The sequence below is a fragment of the Nonomuraea sp. NPDC050202 genome (assembly GCF_040656115.1).
Classification (GTDB): Bacteria; Actinomycetota; Actinomycetes; order Streptosporangiales; family Streptosporangiaceae; genus Nonomuraea.
The window spans coordinates 18434-33990 of the sequence record NZ_JBFALF010000016.1; the positions used below are offsets into that span (position 1 = coordinate 18434).

General features: G+C 72.9%; 16 protein-coding genes. 7 read left to right on the forward strand and 9 right to left on the reverse strand.

Annotated features, from left to right (window positions below; genetic code table 11):
- Positions 1-114: 114 nt before the first annotated feature.
- Positions 115-861 (reverse strand): SDR family oxidoreductase, encoded by a 747-nt coding sequence (locus tag AB0I79_RS34135; RefSeq protein WP_357881984.1) that lies wholly within the window; start codon positions 859-861, stop codon positions 115-117.
- A 158-nt stretch (positions 862-1019) separates the two neighbouring features.
- Between AB0I79_RS34135 and AB0I79_RS34140 the strand changes: the two genes are divergently transcribed.
- Positions 1020-2303 carry an acyltransferase gene (locus AB0I79_RS34140; RefSeq protein WP_357881987.1) on the forward strand — a complete coding sequence of 428 codons (1284 nt, stop codon included), beginning with the start codon at positions 1020-1022 and terminating at the stop codon, positions 2301-2303.
- On the opposite strand, the gene AB0I79_RS34145 is transcribed toward AB0I79_RS34140, so the two are convergent.
- Positions 2293-3048, reverse strand: coding sequence for a glucose 1-dehydrogenase (locus AB0I79_RS34145; protein ID WP_357881990.1), 756 nt, complete (start codon positions 3046-3048; stop codon positions 2293-2295). The genes AB0I79_RS34140 and AB0I79_RS34145 overlap by 11 nt on opposite strands.
- Before the next feature lie 44 nt (positions 3049-3092).
- Positions 3093-3932, reverse strand: a complete 840-nt coding sequence (locus tag AB0I79_RS34150) for a helix-turn-helix transcriptional regulator (RefSeq protein WP_357881992.1) — start codon at positions 3930-3932, stop codon at positions 3093-3095.
- A gap of 113 nt (positions 3933-4045) precedes the next feature.
- On the opposite strand from AB0I79_RS34150, the gene AB0I79_RS34155 reads away from it, so the two are divergent.
- Complete coding sequence (locus AB0I79_RS34155; RefSeq protein WP_357881995.1) at positions 4046-5272, forward strand: cytochrome P450; 1227 nt, start codon at positions 4046-4048, stop codon at positions 5270-5272.
- 9 nt (positions 5273-5281) lie between these two features.
- On the opposite strand, the gene AB0I79_RS34160 is transcribed toward AB0I79_RS34155, so the two are convergent.
- Entirely contained in the window at positions 5282-6115 is an 834-nt protein-coding gene (locus tag AB0I79_RS34160; RefSeq protein WP_357881998.1) for an SAM-dependent methyltransferase, read from the reverse strand.
- A 148-nt stretch (positions 6116-6263) separates the two neighbouring features.
- Positions 6264-6473, reverse strand: coding sequence for a hypothetical protein (locus AB0I79_RS34165; protein ID WP_357882001.1), 210 nt, complete (start codon positions 6471-6473; stop codon positions 6264-6266).
- A 346-nt stretch (positions 6474-6819) separates the two neighbouring features.
- On the opposite strand from AB0I79_RS34165, the gene AB0I79_RS34170 reads away from it, so the two are divergent.
- Together AB0I79_RS34170 and AB0I79_RS34175 are read left to right on the forward strand one after the other, a co-directional pair.
- Positions 6820-7476 carry a TetR/AcrR family transcriptional regulator C-terminal domain-containing protein gene (locus AB0I79_RS34170; RefSeq protein WP_357882004.1) on the forward strand — a complete coding sequence of 219 codons (657 nt, stop codon included), beginning with the start codon at positions 6820-6822 and terminating at the stop codon, positions 7474-7476.
- 31 nt (positions 7477-7507) lie between these two features.
- Entirely contained in the window at positions 7508-9130 is a 1623-nt protein-coding gene (locus AB0I79_RS34175; protein WP_357882007.1) for a protein kinase, read from the forward strand.
- A gap of 471 nt (positions 9131-9601) precedes the next feature.
- On the opposite strand, the gene aroQ is transcribed toward AB0I79_RS34175, so the two are convergent.
- Both aroQ and AB0I79_RS34185 read right to left on the reverse strand, forming a co-directional pair.
- On the reverse strand, positions 9602-10330 hold the full coding sequence (gene aroQ / locus AB0I79_RS34180) for a gamma subclass chorismate mutase AroQ (RefSeq protein WP_357882010.1): 729 nt from the start codon (positions 10328-10330) through the stop codon (positions 9602-9604).
- A 158-nt stretch (positions 10331-10488) separates the two neighbouring features.
- The gene (locus AB0I79_RS34185; RefSeq protein ID WP_357882013.1) at positions 10489-10653 is read right to left on the reverse strand and encodes a hypothetical protein; all 165 of its coding nucleotides are present in this window, start codon (positions 10651-10653) and stop codon (positions 10489-10491) included.
- A 113-nt stretch (positions 10654-10766) separates the two neighbouring features.
- On the opposite strand from AB0I79_RS34185, the gene AB0I79_RS34190 reads away from it, so the two are divergent.
- The 3 genes from AB0I79_RS34190 (at position 10767) to AB0I79_RS34200 (ending at position 13189) form a co-directional block, all read left to right on the forward strand.
- Positions 10767-11231, forward strand: a complete 465-nt coding sequence (locus AB0I79_RS34190) for an Rrf2 family transcriptional regulator (protein ID WP_357882680.1) — start codon at positions 10767-10769, stop codon at positions 11229-11231.
- Between the two features lie 47 nt (positions 11232-11278).
- Positions 11279-12430 (forward strand): MFS transporter, encoded by a 1152-nt coding sequence (locus AB0I79_RS34195; protein ID WP_357882016.1) that lies wholly within the window; start codon positions 11279-11281, stop codon positions 12428-12430.
- 63 nt (positions 12431-12493) lie between these two features.
- Complete coding sequence (locus AB0I79_RS34200; protein ID WP_357882019.1) at positions 12494-13189, forward strand: aspartate/glutamate racemase family protein; 696 nt, start codon at positions 12494-12496, stop codon at positions 13187-13189.
- Between the two features lies 1 nt (position 13190).
- On the opposite strand, the gene murF is transcribed toward AB0I79_RS34200, so the two are convergent.
- The gene (gene murF / locus AB0I79_RS34205; protein ID WP_357882683.1) at positions 13191-14555 is read right to left on the reverse strand and encodes a UDP-N-acetylmuramoyl-tripeptide--D-alanyl-D-alanine ligase; all 1365 of its coding nucleotides are present in this window, start codon (positions 14553-14555) and stop codon (positions 13191-13193) included.
- Positions 14556-14560: 5 nt separating this feature from the next.
- Positions 14561-15517, reverse strand: coding sequence for a D-alanine--D-alanine ligase family protein (locus AB0I79_RS34210; protein WP_357882022.1), 957 nt, complete (start codon positions 15515-15517; stop codon positions 14561-14563).
- Between the last annotated feature and the right edge of the window lie 40 nt (positions 15518-15557).

Genomic DNA, 15557 nt, shown 5'->3' on the forward strand with positions numbered 1-15557 from the left:
CGGGCTTGGTGATCTTCTCGCTCGCCCGGACATCATCACGTCCCGGTGCACGACCTCCGCGGCGTGCACGGCGCCCATGCCGCCGGCCCCGGGCCGCCCGGCGATCCGGCGCCGTCAGGGCTTGTTGCCGGGCCAGTCCTGGTAGCGGATCCGGCCGAGGGCCGCGCCCTCGCCCGGCACCAGCGCCCGCTCGGTCACCTCGGTCCCGAAGTAGCGCGCGTGCGGGTCGGTGACCACCTCGCGCGGGTCGCCGTAGGAGGCCAGCGCCTCGCGGAAGAACTCGTCCATCCGGTACTGCTCGGGCCCGGCCACCTCGACGCCGCCGTTCAACGGCGTCCCCACCGCGACCCGGCCGACCGCCTCGGCCACGTCGTCACCAGCGATGGGCTGGAAGAGGACGGGCGCGATGCGTACCTGGCCGTCCTGGGTGGACTCGTCGGCGATGCCGCGGACGAACTCGAAGAACTGCGTGGCATGCACGATCGAGAACGGGATGCCCGAATTCTCGATGAGCTGCTCCTGGGCGCGCTTCGCCGTGAAGTAGTCGTTGGTGGGCGTGCGCCCGGTGCCCACCACCGACAGCGCGACGTGATGGCCGACGCCTTCCGTGGCCTCGGCCGTGAGCAGGTTGCCGGTGGAGGTCTCGAAGAACCTCCTCACCTCGGCGGCCTCGAAGGACGGCGAGTTCGACACGTCGATCACCACGTGCGCGCCCGCCAGCGCCTCGGCCAGCCCTTCCCCCGTGAGAGTGTTCACCCCCGTCTTCGGCGAGGCCGCCACCGCCTCGTGCCCCTGCTCCTCCAGCCAGGCCACCAGCTTCGAGCCGATCAGTCCGGTCCCACCGATTACCACGATCTTCATGACGGCACCTCCCTCGTCACTAGGAGGTTAGGCAGCGCGACAGGCCATGGACATCCCGCGGAAAGGAATATTCACGATAGGTTTCGTGCAAGACAAGATGCCATCTGACCTGGTCTTACTCTAAGCATTCGCTCAGGTTGGCCCCCTAACGTGACCGGGTGTCCATCAACCTGGCCGCCCTGAAGGGCGACGGCGGGCCGCGGGCCGGCGTCCGGACGCGGCCTCCCCCGCCGCCACGCAGGCAGACCTGGCTGGACGCCCTGCGCGGCCTGGCCGTGCTCGCCGTGCTCTTCGAGCACCTGCTCGATCCCCTCTTTCCCGAGGTCCGCGCGGCCGTCAGCCCGTGGTTCGACTTCGGCCAGTACGGGGTCATGGTGTTCTTCCTGGTCAGCGGCTATGTGGTGCCGGCCTCGCTGGAGCGGCGCGGCAGCGTCACCGGGTTCTGGATCGGCCGGTTGTTCCGCCTCTACCCCCTGTGGCTCGTCGCGGCGGTCGCCGGGACCGGGTTCGGCCTCCTGCGGGTGTACTCGGAGCTGCCCGCCCAGCTCGGCGAGCGACCGGCCGCGGCCACCCTGGCCCACCTGACGATGCTGCAGGACTTCATGCAGGTGGTCAGCGTCGTCAATGTGTTCTGGACGCTCTCCTACGAGATGGTGTTCTACCTCCTGGTCACAGCGATCTTCGTCGTCGCGCCGCACCGGCCGCGCACCACCGGCACCCTCGTCGTGGTGATGGCGGCCGTGCTCGTGGGCGGGCTGCTCCCGGCCGGCGCCCTGTCCCGCGCCCTCGGCGGTGACGCCGTCGTGCTGATCGTGACCGCCGTGCTGGTGGCCGGGCTCGCCGCGGTCCTCGGCGGCGGCCATCGCGTACGGCTGTGCGGCGCGGCCGCCCTGGCCGTGCCGGCCGTCGTGCTGCTCGGCGCCAACAGCCGGATCGGGGCCTGGCAGAGCCTGGCCATCGTGGCCACCATGTTCGCCGGAACCGCGCTGCACCGGCTGGACCACGGGCAGCTCCACCGCGGCGCGAGGTGGGTGGTCGGGCTGGTGCCCGTCGTGTGTGTCGGCGCCGCGCTCTGGTTCGGCCCCGGCTGGGGGATGTCCGACGAGCAGGCGGTGGCGTTCAGGTGGAGCTGGTCGGCTGCCGTGGCGGCGGCCTGGCTGACCTTCGTGGCCTTCCGGCTGCTGCGGCGGCCGTCGGCTCTGCTCGTGCGCCTCGGGCTGATCAGCTACTCCGTCTACCTGCTGCATCCCCTGGTCGTGCAGGTGCTGCGGCGGCTGGTGCCGTACCCGGGCGAGGTCTGGCTGCCCGGGCGGATCGCCTGGTCGCTGGGGCTGGCGACCGTCGTCGTCGCCGTCGCCACCCTGACCTACCGGTTCGTCGAGCTGCCGGCTCAGGAGCTCGGCCGCCGCCTGATCCGGGCGCGGACGAGGGTCAGCCCGTGAGCCCGGAGGCGGTGGCGACCAGGCCGCCGTCGATGACCAGGTCCTGCCCGTTGACGTAGGAGGCCTCGTCCGAGGCGAGGAAGGCCACCGCGCCCGCCACGTCCTCGGCCGTGCCCAGGCGACCGGCGGGAACCGCGGCGAGCACGGCGGCCTCGGCCTCGGCGGAGATGTTGTCGTGGAACATCGGGGTCTCGATGTAGCCGGGGCTGACCGAGTTCACCCGGATGCCCCTCGGCGCCAGGTCGGCCGCGAGCGTGTGCGCCAGGTTGTGCACCGCCGCCTTGGTCGCCGCGTAGATCGAGGCGCCGGGCAGGCCGCGGTGCAGCGTCCACGACGCGTTGATCACGATCGCGGCGCCGTCCGCGAGCAGCGGCAGCGTCTTGTGGATGGTGAAGAACACCCCCTTGAAGTTGATGGTCACGATGCGGTCGAACTCGGCCTCGGTGACCTCCCCGAACGAGGCGACGCCCGCGTTGGCGAACACCACGTCCAGCCGCCCGTACCGGTCGCGGATCGCGGTGGTCAGCGTGTCCAGGTCGGCCAGGTCCGCCACGTCGCCGCGTACGGCCAGGACGCGGTCACCGCCACCCAGGTCGTCCAGCGCGGCGTCCAGGCGGGCCTTGTCCCTGCCGGTGATGACCACCCGCGCGCCCTCGGCGAGCAGCCTGCGGGCGGCGGCCAGGCCCATGCCGCTCGTGCCGCCGGTGATGAGTGCGACCTTGCCGTCGAAACGTGTCTTCGTCATGGGGTTCAGCCTGCCGAACGGCTCGCGGGCGAGACAGTGCGTGCTCAGCCTGGGTCTGCCACCACCACCCTGGACAGGCGCTCCTCGGTGCCGGGCAGCGGGTTGTACAGCTCCAGGTGCCAGTCCGGCCGGTCGGCCACGGTCAGGGTCGTCATCTCGAAGAACAGGTCACCGGCCGCGGGGTGGCGCACCGCCTTCACCGCCTGTACGGGGGCGCCCACCTCGTGGCGGGCCCAGAGCGCGGCGAAGTCGGGGCTCACCGAGCTGAGGTCGGCCACCAGCCGGCCGAACTCGGGGTCGCCGGGGGCGTGCCCCGCGTCGGCGCGGAAGGCGGCGACCACGGCCGGCGCCACCGAGTCCCACTGCACGTGCATGCCGCGGTAGCGGGCGTTGGTGAAGAACGAGACCAGGCAGTTGTGATCGAGGTCGTCGTAGCCGAACACCGCCCGCGTCGCCTCGTTGATCGCCAGCAGGTTCCAGCGGCTGTCGCGCAGGATCGCCGGTCGCGGCGTCCACGCGTCGAGCAGGCGCCGCAGCTCCGGGGTGACCTCGGCGCCGGGCCCGCCGCCGGGGCGCGGCGGGTTGAGGCCGGCCAGCAGGTACAGGTGGGCGCGCTCGGGCTCGGTCAGGCGCAGGGCCCGGCCGATCGCGTCGAGCACCTCGGCCGAGACATTGATGTCGCGGCCCTGCTCCAGCCACGTGTACCAGGACACGCCGACCCCGGCCAGCACGGCGACCTCCTCGCGCCGCAGCCCCGGCGTCCTGCGCCGGCCCGCGGCCACCATGCCGACGTCGCCGGGCGTGAGCCGCGCCCGGCAGGCACGCAGGAAGTCGCGGAGCTGCTCGCGGCGGTGCCGGCGCGCCTCAGGGGTCTCGCTGGTCATACGCCACGGTAACCGGCGCCGGGTTATAGTCAGGGCAATTGCCATCTTCCGGACTTTCAGGCTTTCCGGCTTCCGGGCTCCGGGCTCCGGGCTTCCAGGTGAAGGTGATGGGCATGTCGCTGGGTGACCTGTACGAACCGCTCCACGAGCACCACGCCGACCCCTACCCCTTCTACGCGCGGGCCCGCCGCGAGGAGCCGCTGTTCTACTCCCCGGCGATCGGAGCCTGGGTGGTGACGAAGATGGCCGACGTGCGCCGGATCCTGCGTGACGGAAGCCGCTTCTCCTCGGCCAACACCCTGCGGCCGTACACGCCGCTCCCTCCGGCGCTCCTCGCGGAGCTGGAGAAGGGCCTTCCGAACCGGGGCTCGTACATCACGATGGACGGCGAGGAGCACCGGCGGCGGCGGGCGCCCGCGGCGGCGGCGCTCACCCCGGAACGGGTCGCCGCGATCGAGCCCTACATCACCGAACGCGCCTCCCGGCTCATCGACGGCTTCGCCAAGGACGGCGGCGTCGAGTTCATGGCCGGGTACGCCAACCGGCTGCCCGTGGACGTGATCGCCAGGCTGGTCGGGTTCGCGGAGGAGGACAGCACGGCGTTCGGGGACGACAGCCGGGCCGCGGCGGCCGTCTCGATGGGGCACCGGTTCAGGTCCGAGGAGGAGCAGCTCGCCTGCGCCCAGGCGTGGGTGCGCTTCCAGCGGCTCATCGAGCGGTACGTGACCGAGCGCCGCGCCGCGCCCCGCGACGATGTGATCAGCTCCTACGTCGCCGCGTTCGCCCCGGATGACGGGCCGCTGTCCTTCGAGGAGAAGGCCGAGCTCGTGGGCCTGGTCCTGAGCGTCGCCCTGCCCGGCCACATCACCACCTCGGCGCTGCTCGGCAACGGCATGCTCCACCTGCTCTCGCAGCCGGACCAGTGGCGGCTGCTGTGCGAGCGGCCCGACCTCGCGCCGAACGCCGCCGAGGAGATCGCCCGCTACGACACCCCGACGCACATCTTCCTGCGGGTGTCGACCACCGACGCCGAGGTCGGGGGGCGGGACTTCCCCGCCGGCACCGAGTTCGCCCTCTGCCTGGCCTCCGCCAACCGGGACGAGGACGCCTTCGAGCGGGCCGAGACGTTCGACATCACCCGGCCCCCGCACGCCAACGTGGTCTTCGGCCAGGGCCCCCACTACTGCCCCGGGGCGGGCCTGGCGCGCCGCCAGGTCGAGATCTCGCTGCGCCTCCTCGCCGAGCGCCTGCCCGGCCTCAGGCTCGTACCGGATCAGCGGATCGAGTACCGCGGCACGCTCGACCACCGGGGCCCGCTCGCGCTCCGGCTCGAATGGTGAACCCGCGGATCAGGGCTTGCGGCCCACGCCGCCCGCGATGCAGTTGCCGGCCAGGTCGAGAGGCTGCTTGACCGGCCCGTCCGGCCGCCACTCCGGCAGGTGCACGACGCCCGGCTCGACCAGCTCCAGCCCGTCGAAGAAGCGGGTGATCTCCTTCAGGTCGCGGGCCCTGCCGGTGCCCAGCATCGACAGCAGGACCCCTTCCAGCGCCCGCACCTCGGGCGCGCACGAGCAGAAGTGCGTGAGCTGCAGGTAGCTGCCTGGGGCCAGGCGGGACTTGTAGGTGTCCACCAGCTCCGCCGGGCCCTCGTCGTCGCCGAGGTGGTGCACCACGGCCACCAGCAGCAGCCCGATCGGGCGGGAGAAGTCCAGGAAACCCCGCACCTTCGGGTGGTCGAAGATCGCGTCGGGCTCGCGCATGTCCGCGGTGATGACCCGGGTGTTGCCGTTGGTCTGCAGCAGCGCCCGGGCGTGGGCGAGCACGATGGGATCGTTGTCGACGTAGACGACGCGGGCGTCCGGGTTGATGCGCTGGGCGACGGAGTGCGTGTTGTCCATCGTGGGCAGGCCGGAGCCGACATCGAGGAACTGGTCGATGCCCTGCTCCGTCATGAACTTCACGCCCCTGAACAACATCGCGCGGTTGTTCCGCGCGCCACCGCCGCCGTCGGGGAAGTGCTTCATGCCCTCGATCGCGATGGCCCTGTCGACCGCGAGGTTGTCCTTGCCGCCCAGGAACGCGTCGTAGACGCGGGCGATGCTGGGTTTGCTGGTGTCGATCTCCGGAGGCAGGTAGTCCGGGTCCTGATGGGTCCAGATCCGCTCGGGGGACGCCTCGCTCATGGTCACCTTCCGCCGTGGCCCAGTGATCGGCATCGATGCGTGCCGCGAGCATAACGGGCATGTCTCTCATGCCACAGCTTCACGTGAAACTTTCATCGAGCGGGGCGAGGGCATCATGCCCGTCGTGGTGGGTGGCGCGGCCGATCGCTCACGAGCGGTAGGCGCCGGGCGGGTGGCCGGTCCAGCGGCGGAAGGCCCGCCTGAACGCGCGCAGCAGCCTGCGCAGGTGCTGGGTGCTCACGTTGAACTGGGCGGCGAGGTCGTCGGGGGCCGGCCAGTGGCCGCGCAGCCCGCGTTCGAGGATCTTGCGCACCCGGTCGGCGGTGGACGACCCGTAGTCCCGCGTGGCCAGCCACACGTGCGGCGGAACGTGCCAGCGGCACGGGAGGTCCGAGGCCGAAGAGCTCGTCCCCGGTCAGGATCCACAACTCCTGGGTCAGCTCCGCCACCTGGGTGAGCGTCACGTCGGCGCAGCCCTCCCGGCCGGCCTGGATGCCGGTGCGGCGCAGCAACGACGCCACGTCGAGGCCCTGCCGCTCGCCGATGCGCACCAGCCGCCGGACCACGTCGCCCGGCTGCGTCGAGCTGCTCACCGGGTCACCCTATGCCGTCCGGGCGGCGGGGCCTCCAGGAAGCCGGCCGGCTTCTTGCGCCCGGGCTGATCATTCTTCTAAGTTAGGCACCGTAACTTAGGGGGCTCACCCATGAAGACCGGCGGGCGCACGGCCAGCTTCACGCTTCGTGACGTGGTCGAGGCCGGCACCCGCATCGGCCTCGACCGGCTCAGCATGCAGAGCGTCGCCGACGCGCTCGGCGTCACGACCGCGGCGCTCTACCGCCACGTGGCCGGCCGGTCGGCGCTGGAGCGGCTGGTCGGCGAGGCGATCCTCGACAAGCTGACGCTGGTCGACGACCCCACCGAGCCGGCCGCCGCGCACCTGGCGGGCTTCGCCATGCAGTTGCGGCGCTTCACGCTCAGCCATCCGGGGACTGCCGAGTACATGCAGCGGCTGTTCCCGCGCGGGCCGTCCGGCCTGCGGCTCCTGGAGCACCAGGTCACCGCCCTGGGCCGGCGCGGCTACGAGCCGGCCGCCGCCGTCGCGCTCTCCTCCGCGATGGCCACCGTGGCCATCGGCGCCACCGTGGCCGAGCAGTGGCGGGCGAGCCTGCTCGGCACCCCGGCCATCGACGAGGCGCTGACGGTGATGGCCGGCTCCGCGCTCATGCGGCAGGCCACCGCCGGCATCCCCGCGCACACCCCGGAGGACTTCTTCGTGTTCACCATCTCCGCGGCCGCCGAGGGGCTGGTCGCCCAGCTTCCGCCCGGCCGGCCGCTCCTGGTCCCCGGGACACCGTCCTGAACCCCGCCGAGCACGACGTCGAGGAGAACCGGTGCCCGAGCCGATGAGCCTGCTCCCGGAAGACCCCGCCGAGGTCGGGCCGTACCGCCTGGAGGGCCGGCTCGGGGCGGGCGGTCAGGGCGTGGTGTACACGGGTCGCGGCCCGGGTGGCGCGCTCGTCGCGGTCAAGCTGCTGCACTCGCATCTCATTACCGACGACGCCGCCAGGACCCGGTTCCTGCGGGAGGTGCGGACCGCCAAGCGGGTGGCGCCGTTCTGCACGGCGCAGCTGCTCGACTCCGGGTTCGTGGGGGCCAGGCCGTACATCGTCAGCGAGTACGTGGACGGGCCCTCGCTGCAGGACTCGGTCAGGGAGAGCGGGCCACGCGGCGCCGCGGCGCTGCAGCGGCTGGCGATCAACACCGCGACGGCGCTGGCCGCGATCCACTCGGCCGGGGTGGTGCACAGGGACTTCAAGCCGGGCAACGTGCTGCTGGGGCCCGACGGGCCGGTGGTGATCGACTTCGGCATCGCCAAGGCCCTGGACCTGAGCCAGTCGGTCGCCAGCAGCCAGCCCATCGGGAGCCCCGCGTACATGGCGCCCGAGCAGATCGCGGACGAGGACGTGGGGCCGGCCGCCGACCTGTTCGCCTGGGCCGCGACCATGTACTACGCGGCCACGGGGCGGCGGGCCTTCCCCGGCGACTCCATCCCCGCGGCCCTGCATTCGGTGCTGCACAGCGAGCCGGATCTGGGCGGGGTGGAAGGGCGGCTGCGGCGGCTGCTGGAGGAGTGCCTGGCCAAGGACCAGGTACGGCGGCCCACCGCCGCCCAGGTGGTCGAGCGCCTGCGCGCCCTGCCCGTCCCGACCTGGCAGGGCGTCACGACCGATGGCCCCGCGGGACACGTTCCCGCCGGGAACGCCACAAGTGGGCCCTTCCCCGCCGGGAACCCCACGAGCGGGCCCTTCCCCGCCGTGAGCGCCACGAGCGGGTCCTTCCCTGCCCGGCAGACCCTCGCGGGCGACACCGCTCGCCGCCGCATGCTCGCCGTCGCCTCGGTCAGCGCGGCACTGATCGTCACCGCCGGCGTCGGCATCGGCGTGTACGCCCTGGCGCCCGCCACGGCCCAGCGGCAGGAGGCGCTGGTACCGCCGACCTCCGTCGCGCCTTCGGCTCCGGCGTCCACCCCCTCGCCCGCGCCCACCGCGTACGAGCTGCTCGCCACGACGTCGCCCGGCAAGGCGACGGCCGGCCCCGCTCCGGCGTCCCCGGTGAAGACGCCCCGCAAGTCGGCGACCCCGGCCCGCGACCAGAACGCGACGCCGGGCAGCAGCCCCACCACCTCGACCAGGAAACCCAGGACGACCACCCCCAAGCCCACGGCCAGCAGGTCGCCCGCCGGCAAGGCCACCAGCAGCCGGCAGCCCTCCCCCAAGCCGTCACTCCAGCCCACCACGGGCACGGTCACGTGGAACGACTTCGGCGCGTACTGCAAGGCGCGGGGGCAGACGATGACGTTCGGCGCCGGCTGGTCCGGCATGAAGTGCTCGGACGGCGGCGCGGAGGTCACGGTGTCGGACCTGTGCGCGTGGAAGTACCCCGCCTACGACCAGGCCGTGGGCGTGCCGCCGGAGAACCCGTGGATGATGACGGCCACCTGCAATCTGTCCTGACCGCACGCCGAGTCCACCAGGCCCGTTTAGTCCGGTTCTGGTGCGGTAGGGGCCGCTCGTTGGCGGAACGTGAACGAGGCGGTCACATCCGAACGGCCGCCCGGCGCCACAGCAGGAGGTGACGATCATCCTCGCGGCATTGGCCATCCCGGTGGCGGCTCTGATCGGTCTGATGCTCATGCAACTGCTGGAGGACGTGCTACTGCCTCCTCCCTCCGGCGCCCGAAAACCCGAAGCCACCGAACCGGCACCCGTTGAACAGGCACCCACCGAACCGGCGTCCGCCGAGCCCGCGCCCGCCGAGGGGCCGGCGCCCGTCGCGGCATCCGCGGCCGTGGTCCTCCGCCTGCCCGTGCCCACGCGCCCCTACGCTTCCGGTCGCGGGCGCCCGGCCACCCGCAGGCCGCCGAGCTGTACGCGCGTTCCCCCGAGTGGGACGAGCACGTGGTGTTCCGCGCCCCGGACCCGCCATCAGGTGACGCGCTCGGCCTGAGCGGGGTCGCAGAGCGGGGCGAGGGCGGCGTCGAGGGCGTCGCGATGCAGCCGGTCCAGGCCGGTACGCGCTTCGACGGCGAGCCGCGCCGCGGCCAGCCCGGCCCAGCAGCGGCCGGCGGGTGCGCGTACCTGTGAGGTCTGCCTGAGCAGGCGCAGCAGCGTGGGCGTGAGCCGGTCGAGCCGTGGGCGCACCTCGGCCGCCAGGTCGGGGTGCCGCCGGGGACGCAGCTCCGGGTGCGCCCGCCAGCGTGCGTGCAGCCCGCGCTGCACCATCTTGCCCGCCTCGATCTGCGCCCGGAAGAACCGCACCGCGTCCTCCGGCGCGGGCCCGGCCCGGGCCGCCAGGACGGCGACCGCGTCGAGCAGGCGCCGCTCGCGTACGGGATCGGTGATCGGGCGGCCGTCGGCGAGCTTGGCCGCCGCCACCTCGTCGGCCAGCAGCAACCGCCGCACGGTCAGCTCCACCAGCACCACCAGCCCGGCCCGATCGCCGGGAACCGGCACGGCGACGCCCCCACCGGCCCGATCTCCAGAAACCGGCACGGCGACGCCCCCGCCCGCCTGGGCGCCGGCAACCGGCACGGCGACGCCTGTGGCCGCGACCGCACCGCCGCCGGTGCGGTCGGCGCGGGCGGCGGCCTGGCCGAGCAGCACCATCGGCACCATGGCCACCGCCAGTGACGCGGACCTCACCACAATGGTCATGATTCTTCCCCCAAGGACGGGCAGACCTTCGAGCTCGGCCCGGGCGGCACGGTCACCCCGGTGGCCGCCGCGGTGTCCACGCTGAGGGCCGGCTGACATGCGAGACGGCGGCCCGCCCGCACGTGGGCGAAGACCGCCGCCTTCCGGACTGCGATCGGCTAGATCGACATGGCCGACGAGCCGCCCGACAGCTGCGACAGGTTCGCCCTCAGGCGCTCGGCCCGGTCGCGGATGTCCTGCGGCACGTCCTGACGGTCGACGGCCTGCTGGAGAAAGTCGTTGATCGAGCTCACGACATTCTGGACGCCATCGTTCTGAGCCATCTTTGCCCCCACCTCTCGACTACTTACCGTTATGCACCATAACCCGAGAGTGGGCGAACATCGGCAACGACGCGCGCTGGCTATTCGGGATGTGTATTATCCCGGTTGTGCAGATGGGTGAAGGAGTCGAGTGGGGGTTGCACTGCTGCGTGACCCTGGGCTGGCTCAGGGATGAGGGGCCGGTGTCGATCCGCAAGCTCGCCGCCTGGTTCGACCTCCCGCAGGAGTACCTGAAGAAGCGGCTCCAGGCCCTGACCAAGGCCGGGATCCTCGCCTCCACCCCCGGCGCCAGGGGTGGCTTCTCGCTGGCCAGGCCGCCCGAGCAGATCACCATGATGGACGTGGTGACCGCGCTGGAGGGGGCCGCGGAGGCGTTCCGCTGCGTCGAGATCCGGCAGCGCGGCGCAGGCGCGGAGGGCGGGCAGTTCCGCCGCCCTTGCGGGATCTCCATGGCGATGCGGCGGGCCGAGCTGGCCTGGCGCCGGGAGCTGGCCCGGCAGACGATCGCCGACCTCATGGCAGACGCGGCCCCCTCGGGTGAGCGCACCCGGCGCAACTACGCGCGCATGCGCGGCTGATCACCCCTCCCCCGCCGTCTGGCGGTCTTCTCAGGACAGGAATGAGGATGTCTCGTATCCCGGTTAGGACCCTGGTGCTGGGGCTCGGCACGTTCGCCGTCGGCACCGACGCGTACGTGGTGGCCGGGTTCCTGCCGGCGATGGCCCGGTCGTTACAGGTCTCCGAGAGCACCGCCGGGCAGTCGGCCACCGTGTTCGCCGTCGCGTACGCGGTGCTCTCGCCCGTGCTGGCCACCTTCACGGCGCGGGTGCCGCGCCGGGCCCTGCTGACCACCGCGCTCGTCGTGCTGGCGCTGGCCAACCTCGGGTCCGCGCTGGCGCCCAGCTACCCGGTGCTGATGGTCACCCGGGTGCTGGCCGCCGCCGGGGCCGCCGCGTTCACCCCGAACGCCGGTGCCGTCGCCGCCTCCATGGCCGCGCCCGGGCAGCGGGCCCGCGCGCTGGCCGTGGTGGTCGGCGGGCTGACCGTGGCCACCGCGCTCGGCGTCCCGCTGGGCAACCTGGCCGACAGGACGCTGAACTGGCGGGTCGCGCTCGGGCTGGTCGCCGCGCTCTGCGCGCTCTGCGCCGCCGGCGTGATCGCCGTCCTGCCCGCCCTGCCCGGCAGCCCGAGCGTCCCCCTGCGCGCCCGGCTCGACGCGCTGCGCCGTCCGGGGGTCGTCGCGGTGCTGCCGCTGACCATGCTCGGCATGATGGCCAGTTACGGCCTGTACGCCTACGCCGTCCCGCTCCTGCACACGCTGGGCGCCACGCCGGAGTCGGAGATGTGGCTGCTGTTCCTGTACGGGGCGGGCGCCTTCGCCAGCAACCTGGTCGCGGGCGGCGCCGCCGACCGGTACGGCCCCGTCCGGGTGCTGGCCGTGGGGTACGCGGCGCTCGCCCTCACCCTGGGCGCCTTCACCTGGGCCACCGGCACGGGGCCGCACGTGCTGCCGGTGGCCGCGCTGCTCATGGCGGCCTGGGGCGCGAGCACCTGGTTCCAGACACCGGCGCAGCAACTGCGGCTGATCTCCGCCGCGCCCCAGGAGGCGGCCGTGGTCGTGGGGCTGAACGGCTCCGTGCTCTACCTCGGCATCGCCCTGGGGACGGCGCTCGGCGGGCTGCTGCTGCCCGTGGGGGCGCCGGTCGCGCTCGGCGTGAGCGCGGCGCTGGCCGTCGCATGCCTGCTCTACCTGGCCGCCACCCGCCGCCCACGCTGATCTGCGGAAACTGGACACTTTTCGGCCTGCGAAATGGGCAGGCGCCGCCTCTAACCTGCCGCCATGCGCACAATTGGGCTCATCGGCGGGCTGAGCTGGGAATCGACGATCATCTACTACCAGATCATCAACCAGCGGGTACGCGAACGGCTCGGCGGCAGCCACTCCGCCAACAGCCTGATCTGGTCCGTCGACTACACGACCGTCGAGGACCTCATCTTCGCCGGCCGCTGGGACGAGGTGGGCACGATGCTGGCCGACGCGGGCGGCAAGCTGGAGCGCATGGGCGCCGAGCTGCTGCTCATCTGCAGCAACACCTTCAACCGGGTGTGCGAGGAGGTGACACGCGGCACCGGCGTGCCCGTGCTGCACATCGCCGACGCCGTGGGCGCGGAGGTCGTCTCCAGGGGGTGGCGCAAGGTCGGGCTGCTGGGCACCCGGTTCACCATGGAGGAGCCGTTCCTGCGCGACCGGCTGGCCGCGTACGGCTTCGAGGTGGTCGTGCCCGGGCGCGAGCGGCGTGAGCTGGTGCATCGGGTGATCTTCGAGGAGCTGGTGCGCGGGGTGCTCCGGCCGTCCTCGAAGGAGGCCTACGTGGAGATCGTCGCCGAGCTGGCGGACGCGGGGGCCGAGGGCGTGATACTCGGCTGCACCGAGATCGAGCTGCTGATCAGCGACAAGGACACCGCGATCCCGGTGCTGCCGAGCGCCCGGCTGCACGCGGAGGCGGCAGCCGGGTTCGCCCTGGGAGAGCGCTGAGTCAGCGCAGCGCGCGGGCGCAGGCGCCCAGCCCGTACTCGCTGGACGCCTTGACGAACACCACGTCCCCCGGCTCGATCAGCTCCTTGGCCAGCGCGATCGCTCCCGTCACGTCCTCGCTCGGGTGAACGGCGACGCCCGGGCCGGAGAGCCGCGCCTCGTGCGCCATGGCCGGCACGTCCCCGCCGCCCACGGTGATCAGCACGTCGATGCCCAGCTCGGCCACCAGCCGCCCCACCTGGGCGTGCCGGGCGGGCGAGGCGTCGGCCTGCTGCCCCATCCCGCCGAGGATCGCGACCGTGCGGCGGCGTCCGGCCAGCGCCTTGAACGCGTGCAGCCCGGCCCGCATCGACTCCGGGTTGGCGTTGTAGGCGTCGTCGATGACCGTGACGCCGTCGGGCCGCTCGGTGATCTCGAACCGGCCCGGCGAGCGGCGCGTGGCCGCGCTCAGCGCGGCGGCGATCCCGTCGGCGGGCAGCCCGAGCGTGACGGCCGCCGCGGCGGCGCCCAGCGCGTTGGCCACCTGGTGCGCGCCGACCAGGCCGAGCTCGACCCTGGCCCGGCCCGCGGGGGTGACCAGGTCGAACGCGGCCCTGCCCGCCTCGTCCAGCGTCACCTTCTCGGCCCGCACGGCGGCGCCAGGCGACTGCCCGTACAGCACGATCCGGGCTCTGGTGCGCGACACCATGCCGACGACGTACGGATCGTCGGCGTTGAGCAGCGCGTACCCGTCCGGCGGGAGGGCCTCGACCAGCTCCCCCTTGGCGGCGGCCACGTCCGCCAGCCCGCCGCCCATGCGTGACACGTGCGCGGCGCCGACGTTGAGCACCAGGGCCAGGCGCGGCGGTGCGATCCCGGTCAGGTACGTCAGGTCGCCCTTCCTGCCCGCGCCCATCTCCAGCACCAGGTACCGGGTGCCGGCGTCGGCGCGCAGCACGGTGAGCGGCAGCCCGAGCTCGTTGTTGAACGAGCGGTCGGTGGAGATCGTCGGCGCGTGCGGTTCGAGCACCTGGGCGAGCAGGTCCTTGGTCGTGGTCTTGCCCACGGAGCCGGTCAGCGCGATCACGGTCGGGCCGAGCCGGCCGAGCACGTGCCGGGCGAGCACGCCGAGCGCCGACTGCACGTCCTTCACCACGATCGCGGGCACCCCGACGGGGCGGGCGGCCAGCACGGCCACCGCACCGGCGGCCACGGCCCTGGCCGCGTAGTCGTGGCCGTCCACGCGGGCGCCGGCGGTGGCGGCGAACAGGCCGCCGGGCCGCACCTCGCGCGAGTCGACCGCCGACGGCCCCGTCACCGGCGCGTGCGGGTCCGGCACGTCGTGCAGGCCGGCGCCCAGCACCTGGGCGATCTCGGCCAGCGTCATCGGGATCACGAGCCGCTCCTGGCGAGCGCCAGGTCGATGAGGCGGCCCAGCAGGTCCGGGTACGGGACCCCGCTGGCCTCCCACGCCCTGGCGAAGACCGATCGAGGGGTGAAGCCGGGCATGGTGTTGATCTCCAGCACGTACAGGCGGCAGGTCTCCTCCTCGTAGAGGAAGTCCACCCTGGACAGCCCGTACCCGCCGACCGCGCGGAAGGCGCGCAGGGACAGCTCGCGCACCTCCTCGGCCACGTGGCCGGGCAGCGCGGCGGGAATAGTGGCGATCTCCGAGTGGCTGAGATATTTGGCCTCGTAGTCGAGCCAGTCGCCGTGGACGTGGAGCTCACCGGTCACCGAGGCCTCGGGGGTGTCATGGTCGCCGAGCACGCCGCAGATCAGCTCGCGTGCCTCGACCCCCTGCTCCACGACGACCACCCGGTCGTAGGTGAGGGCCAGCTCCACCCCCGCCCGCAGCTCTTCGACGGAGGTGACGCGGGAGATGCCGATGGATGAGCCCATGTTCGCCGGTTTGACGTACATCGGCCAGTCGAGCGGCTTCACCAGGCTCCACGGGTCGATCGTGGTGCGCCAGTCGTGCTCGGTGAACCAGACGTGCGGCGTGACGGGGATGTCCTCCGCGAGGAACGCCCGCCGCATCGCGCTCTTGTCCATCGCCACGGCCGAGGCCAGGACACCGCAGCCCACGTACGGCAGGCCCAGCGTCTCCAGGTGGCCCTGGATGACGCCGTCCTCGCCGTACGGGCCGTGCAGCACGGGGAAGACCACGTCCGCGACGTCGCGGCGCAGGTCCAGCGGCCATCTGCCGTGCCGGTCGATGATGACGGGGATCGCGTCGTACCGGTCCTTCGGTAACGTGTCGAGCACCGCCTGCGCCGACTGCAGCGAGACCTCGTGCTCGGGAGACGGCCCTCCCGCCAGCACGGCGACGCGCAGGCGTTCACTCATGGTCGATCAGCCTTCCTCACCGGGAACCAACCCGGTGATT

Excerpts from the sequence above, each read along its gene's own strand:
- AB0I79_RS34135 (WP_357881984.1), bottom strand. The coding sequence starts at position 861 with ATGAAGATCGTGGTAATCGGTGGGACCGGACTGATCGGCTCGAAGCTG.
- AB0I79_RS34145 (WP_357881990.1), bottom strand. The coding sequence starts at position 3,048 with ATGACGAAGACACGTTTCGACGGCAAGGTCGCACTCATCACCGGCGGC.
- AB0I79_RS34150 (WP_357881992.1), bottom strand. The coding sequence starts at position 3,932 with ATGACCAGCGAGACCCCTGAGGCGCGCCGGCACCGCCGCGAGCAGCTC.
- AB0I79_RS34155 (WP_357881995.1), top strand. The coding sequence starts at position 4,046 with ATGTCGCTGGGTGACCTGTACGAACCGCTCCACGAGCACCACGCCGAC.
- AB0I79_RS34160 (WP_357881998.1), bottom strand. The coding sequence starts at position 6,115 with ATGAGCGAGGCGTCCCCCGAGCGGATCTGGACCCATCAGGACCCGGAC.
- AB0I79_RS34170 (WP_357882004.1), top strand. The coding sequence starts at position 6,820 with ATGAAGACCGGCGGGCGCACGGCCAGCTTCACGCTTCGTGACGTGGTC.
- aroQ (WP_357882010.1), bottom strand. The coding sequence starts at position 10,330 with ATGACCATTGTGGTGAGGTCCGCGTCACTGGCGGTGGCCATGGTGCCG.
- AB0I79_RS34185 (WP_357882013.1), bottom strand. The coding sequence starts at position 10,653 with ATGGCTCAGAACGATGGCGTCCAGAATGTCGTGAGCTCGATCAACGAC.
- AB0I79_RS34190 (WP_357882680.1), top strand. The coding sequence starts at position 10,767 with ATGGGTGAAGGAGTCGAGTGGGGGTTGCACTGCTGCGTGACCCTGGGC.
- AB0I79_RS34195 (WP_357882016.1), top strand. The coding sequence starts at position 11,279 with ATGTCTCGTATCCCGGTTAGGACCCTGGTGCTGGGGCTCGGCACGTTC.
- AB0I79_RS34200 (WP_357882019.1), top strand. The coding sequence starts at position 12,494 with ATGCGCACAATTGGGCTCATCGGCGGGCTGAGCTGGGAATCGACGATC.
- murF (WP_357882683.1), bottom strand. The coding sequence starts at position 14,555 with ATGACGCTGGCCGAGATCGCCCAGGTGCTGGGCGCCGGCCTGCACGAC.
- AB0I79_RS34210 (WP_357882022.1), bottom strand. The coding sequence starts at position 15,517 with ATGAGTGAACGCCTGCGCGTCGCCGTGCTGGCGGGAGGGCCGTCTCCC.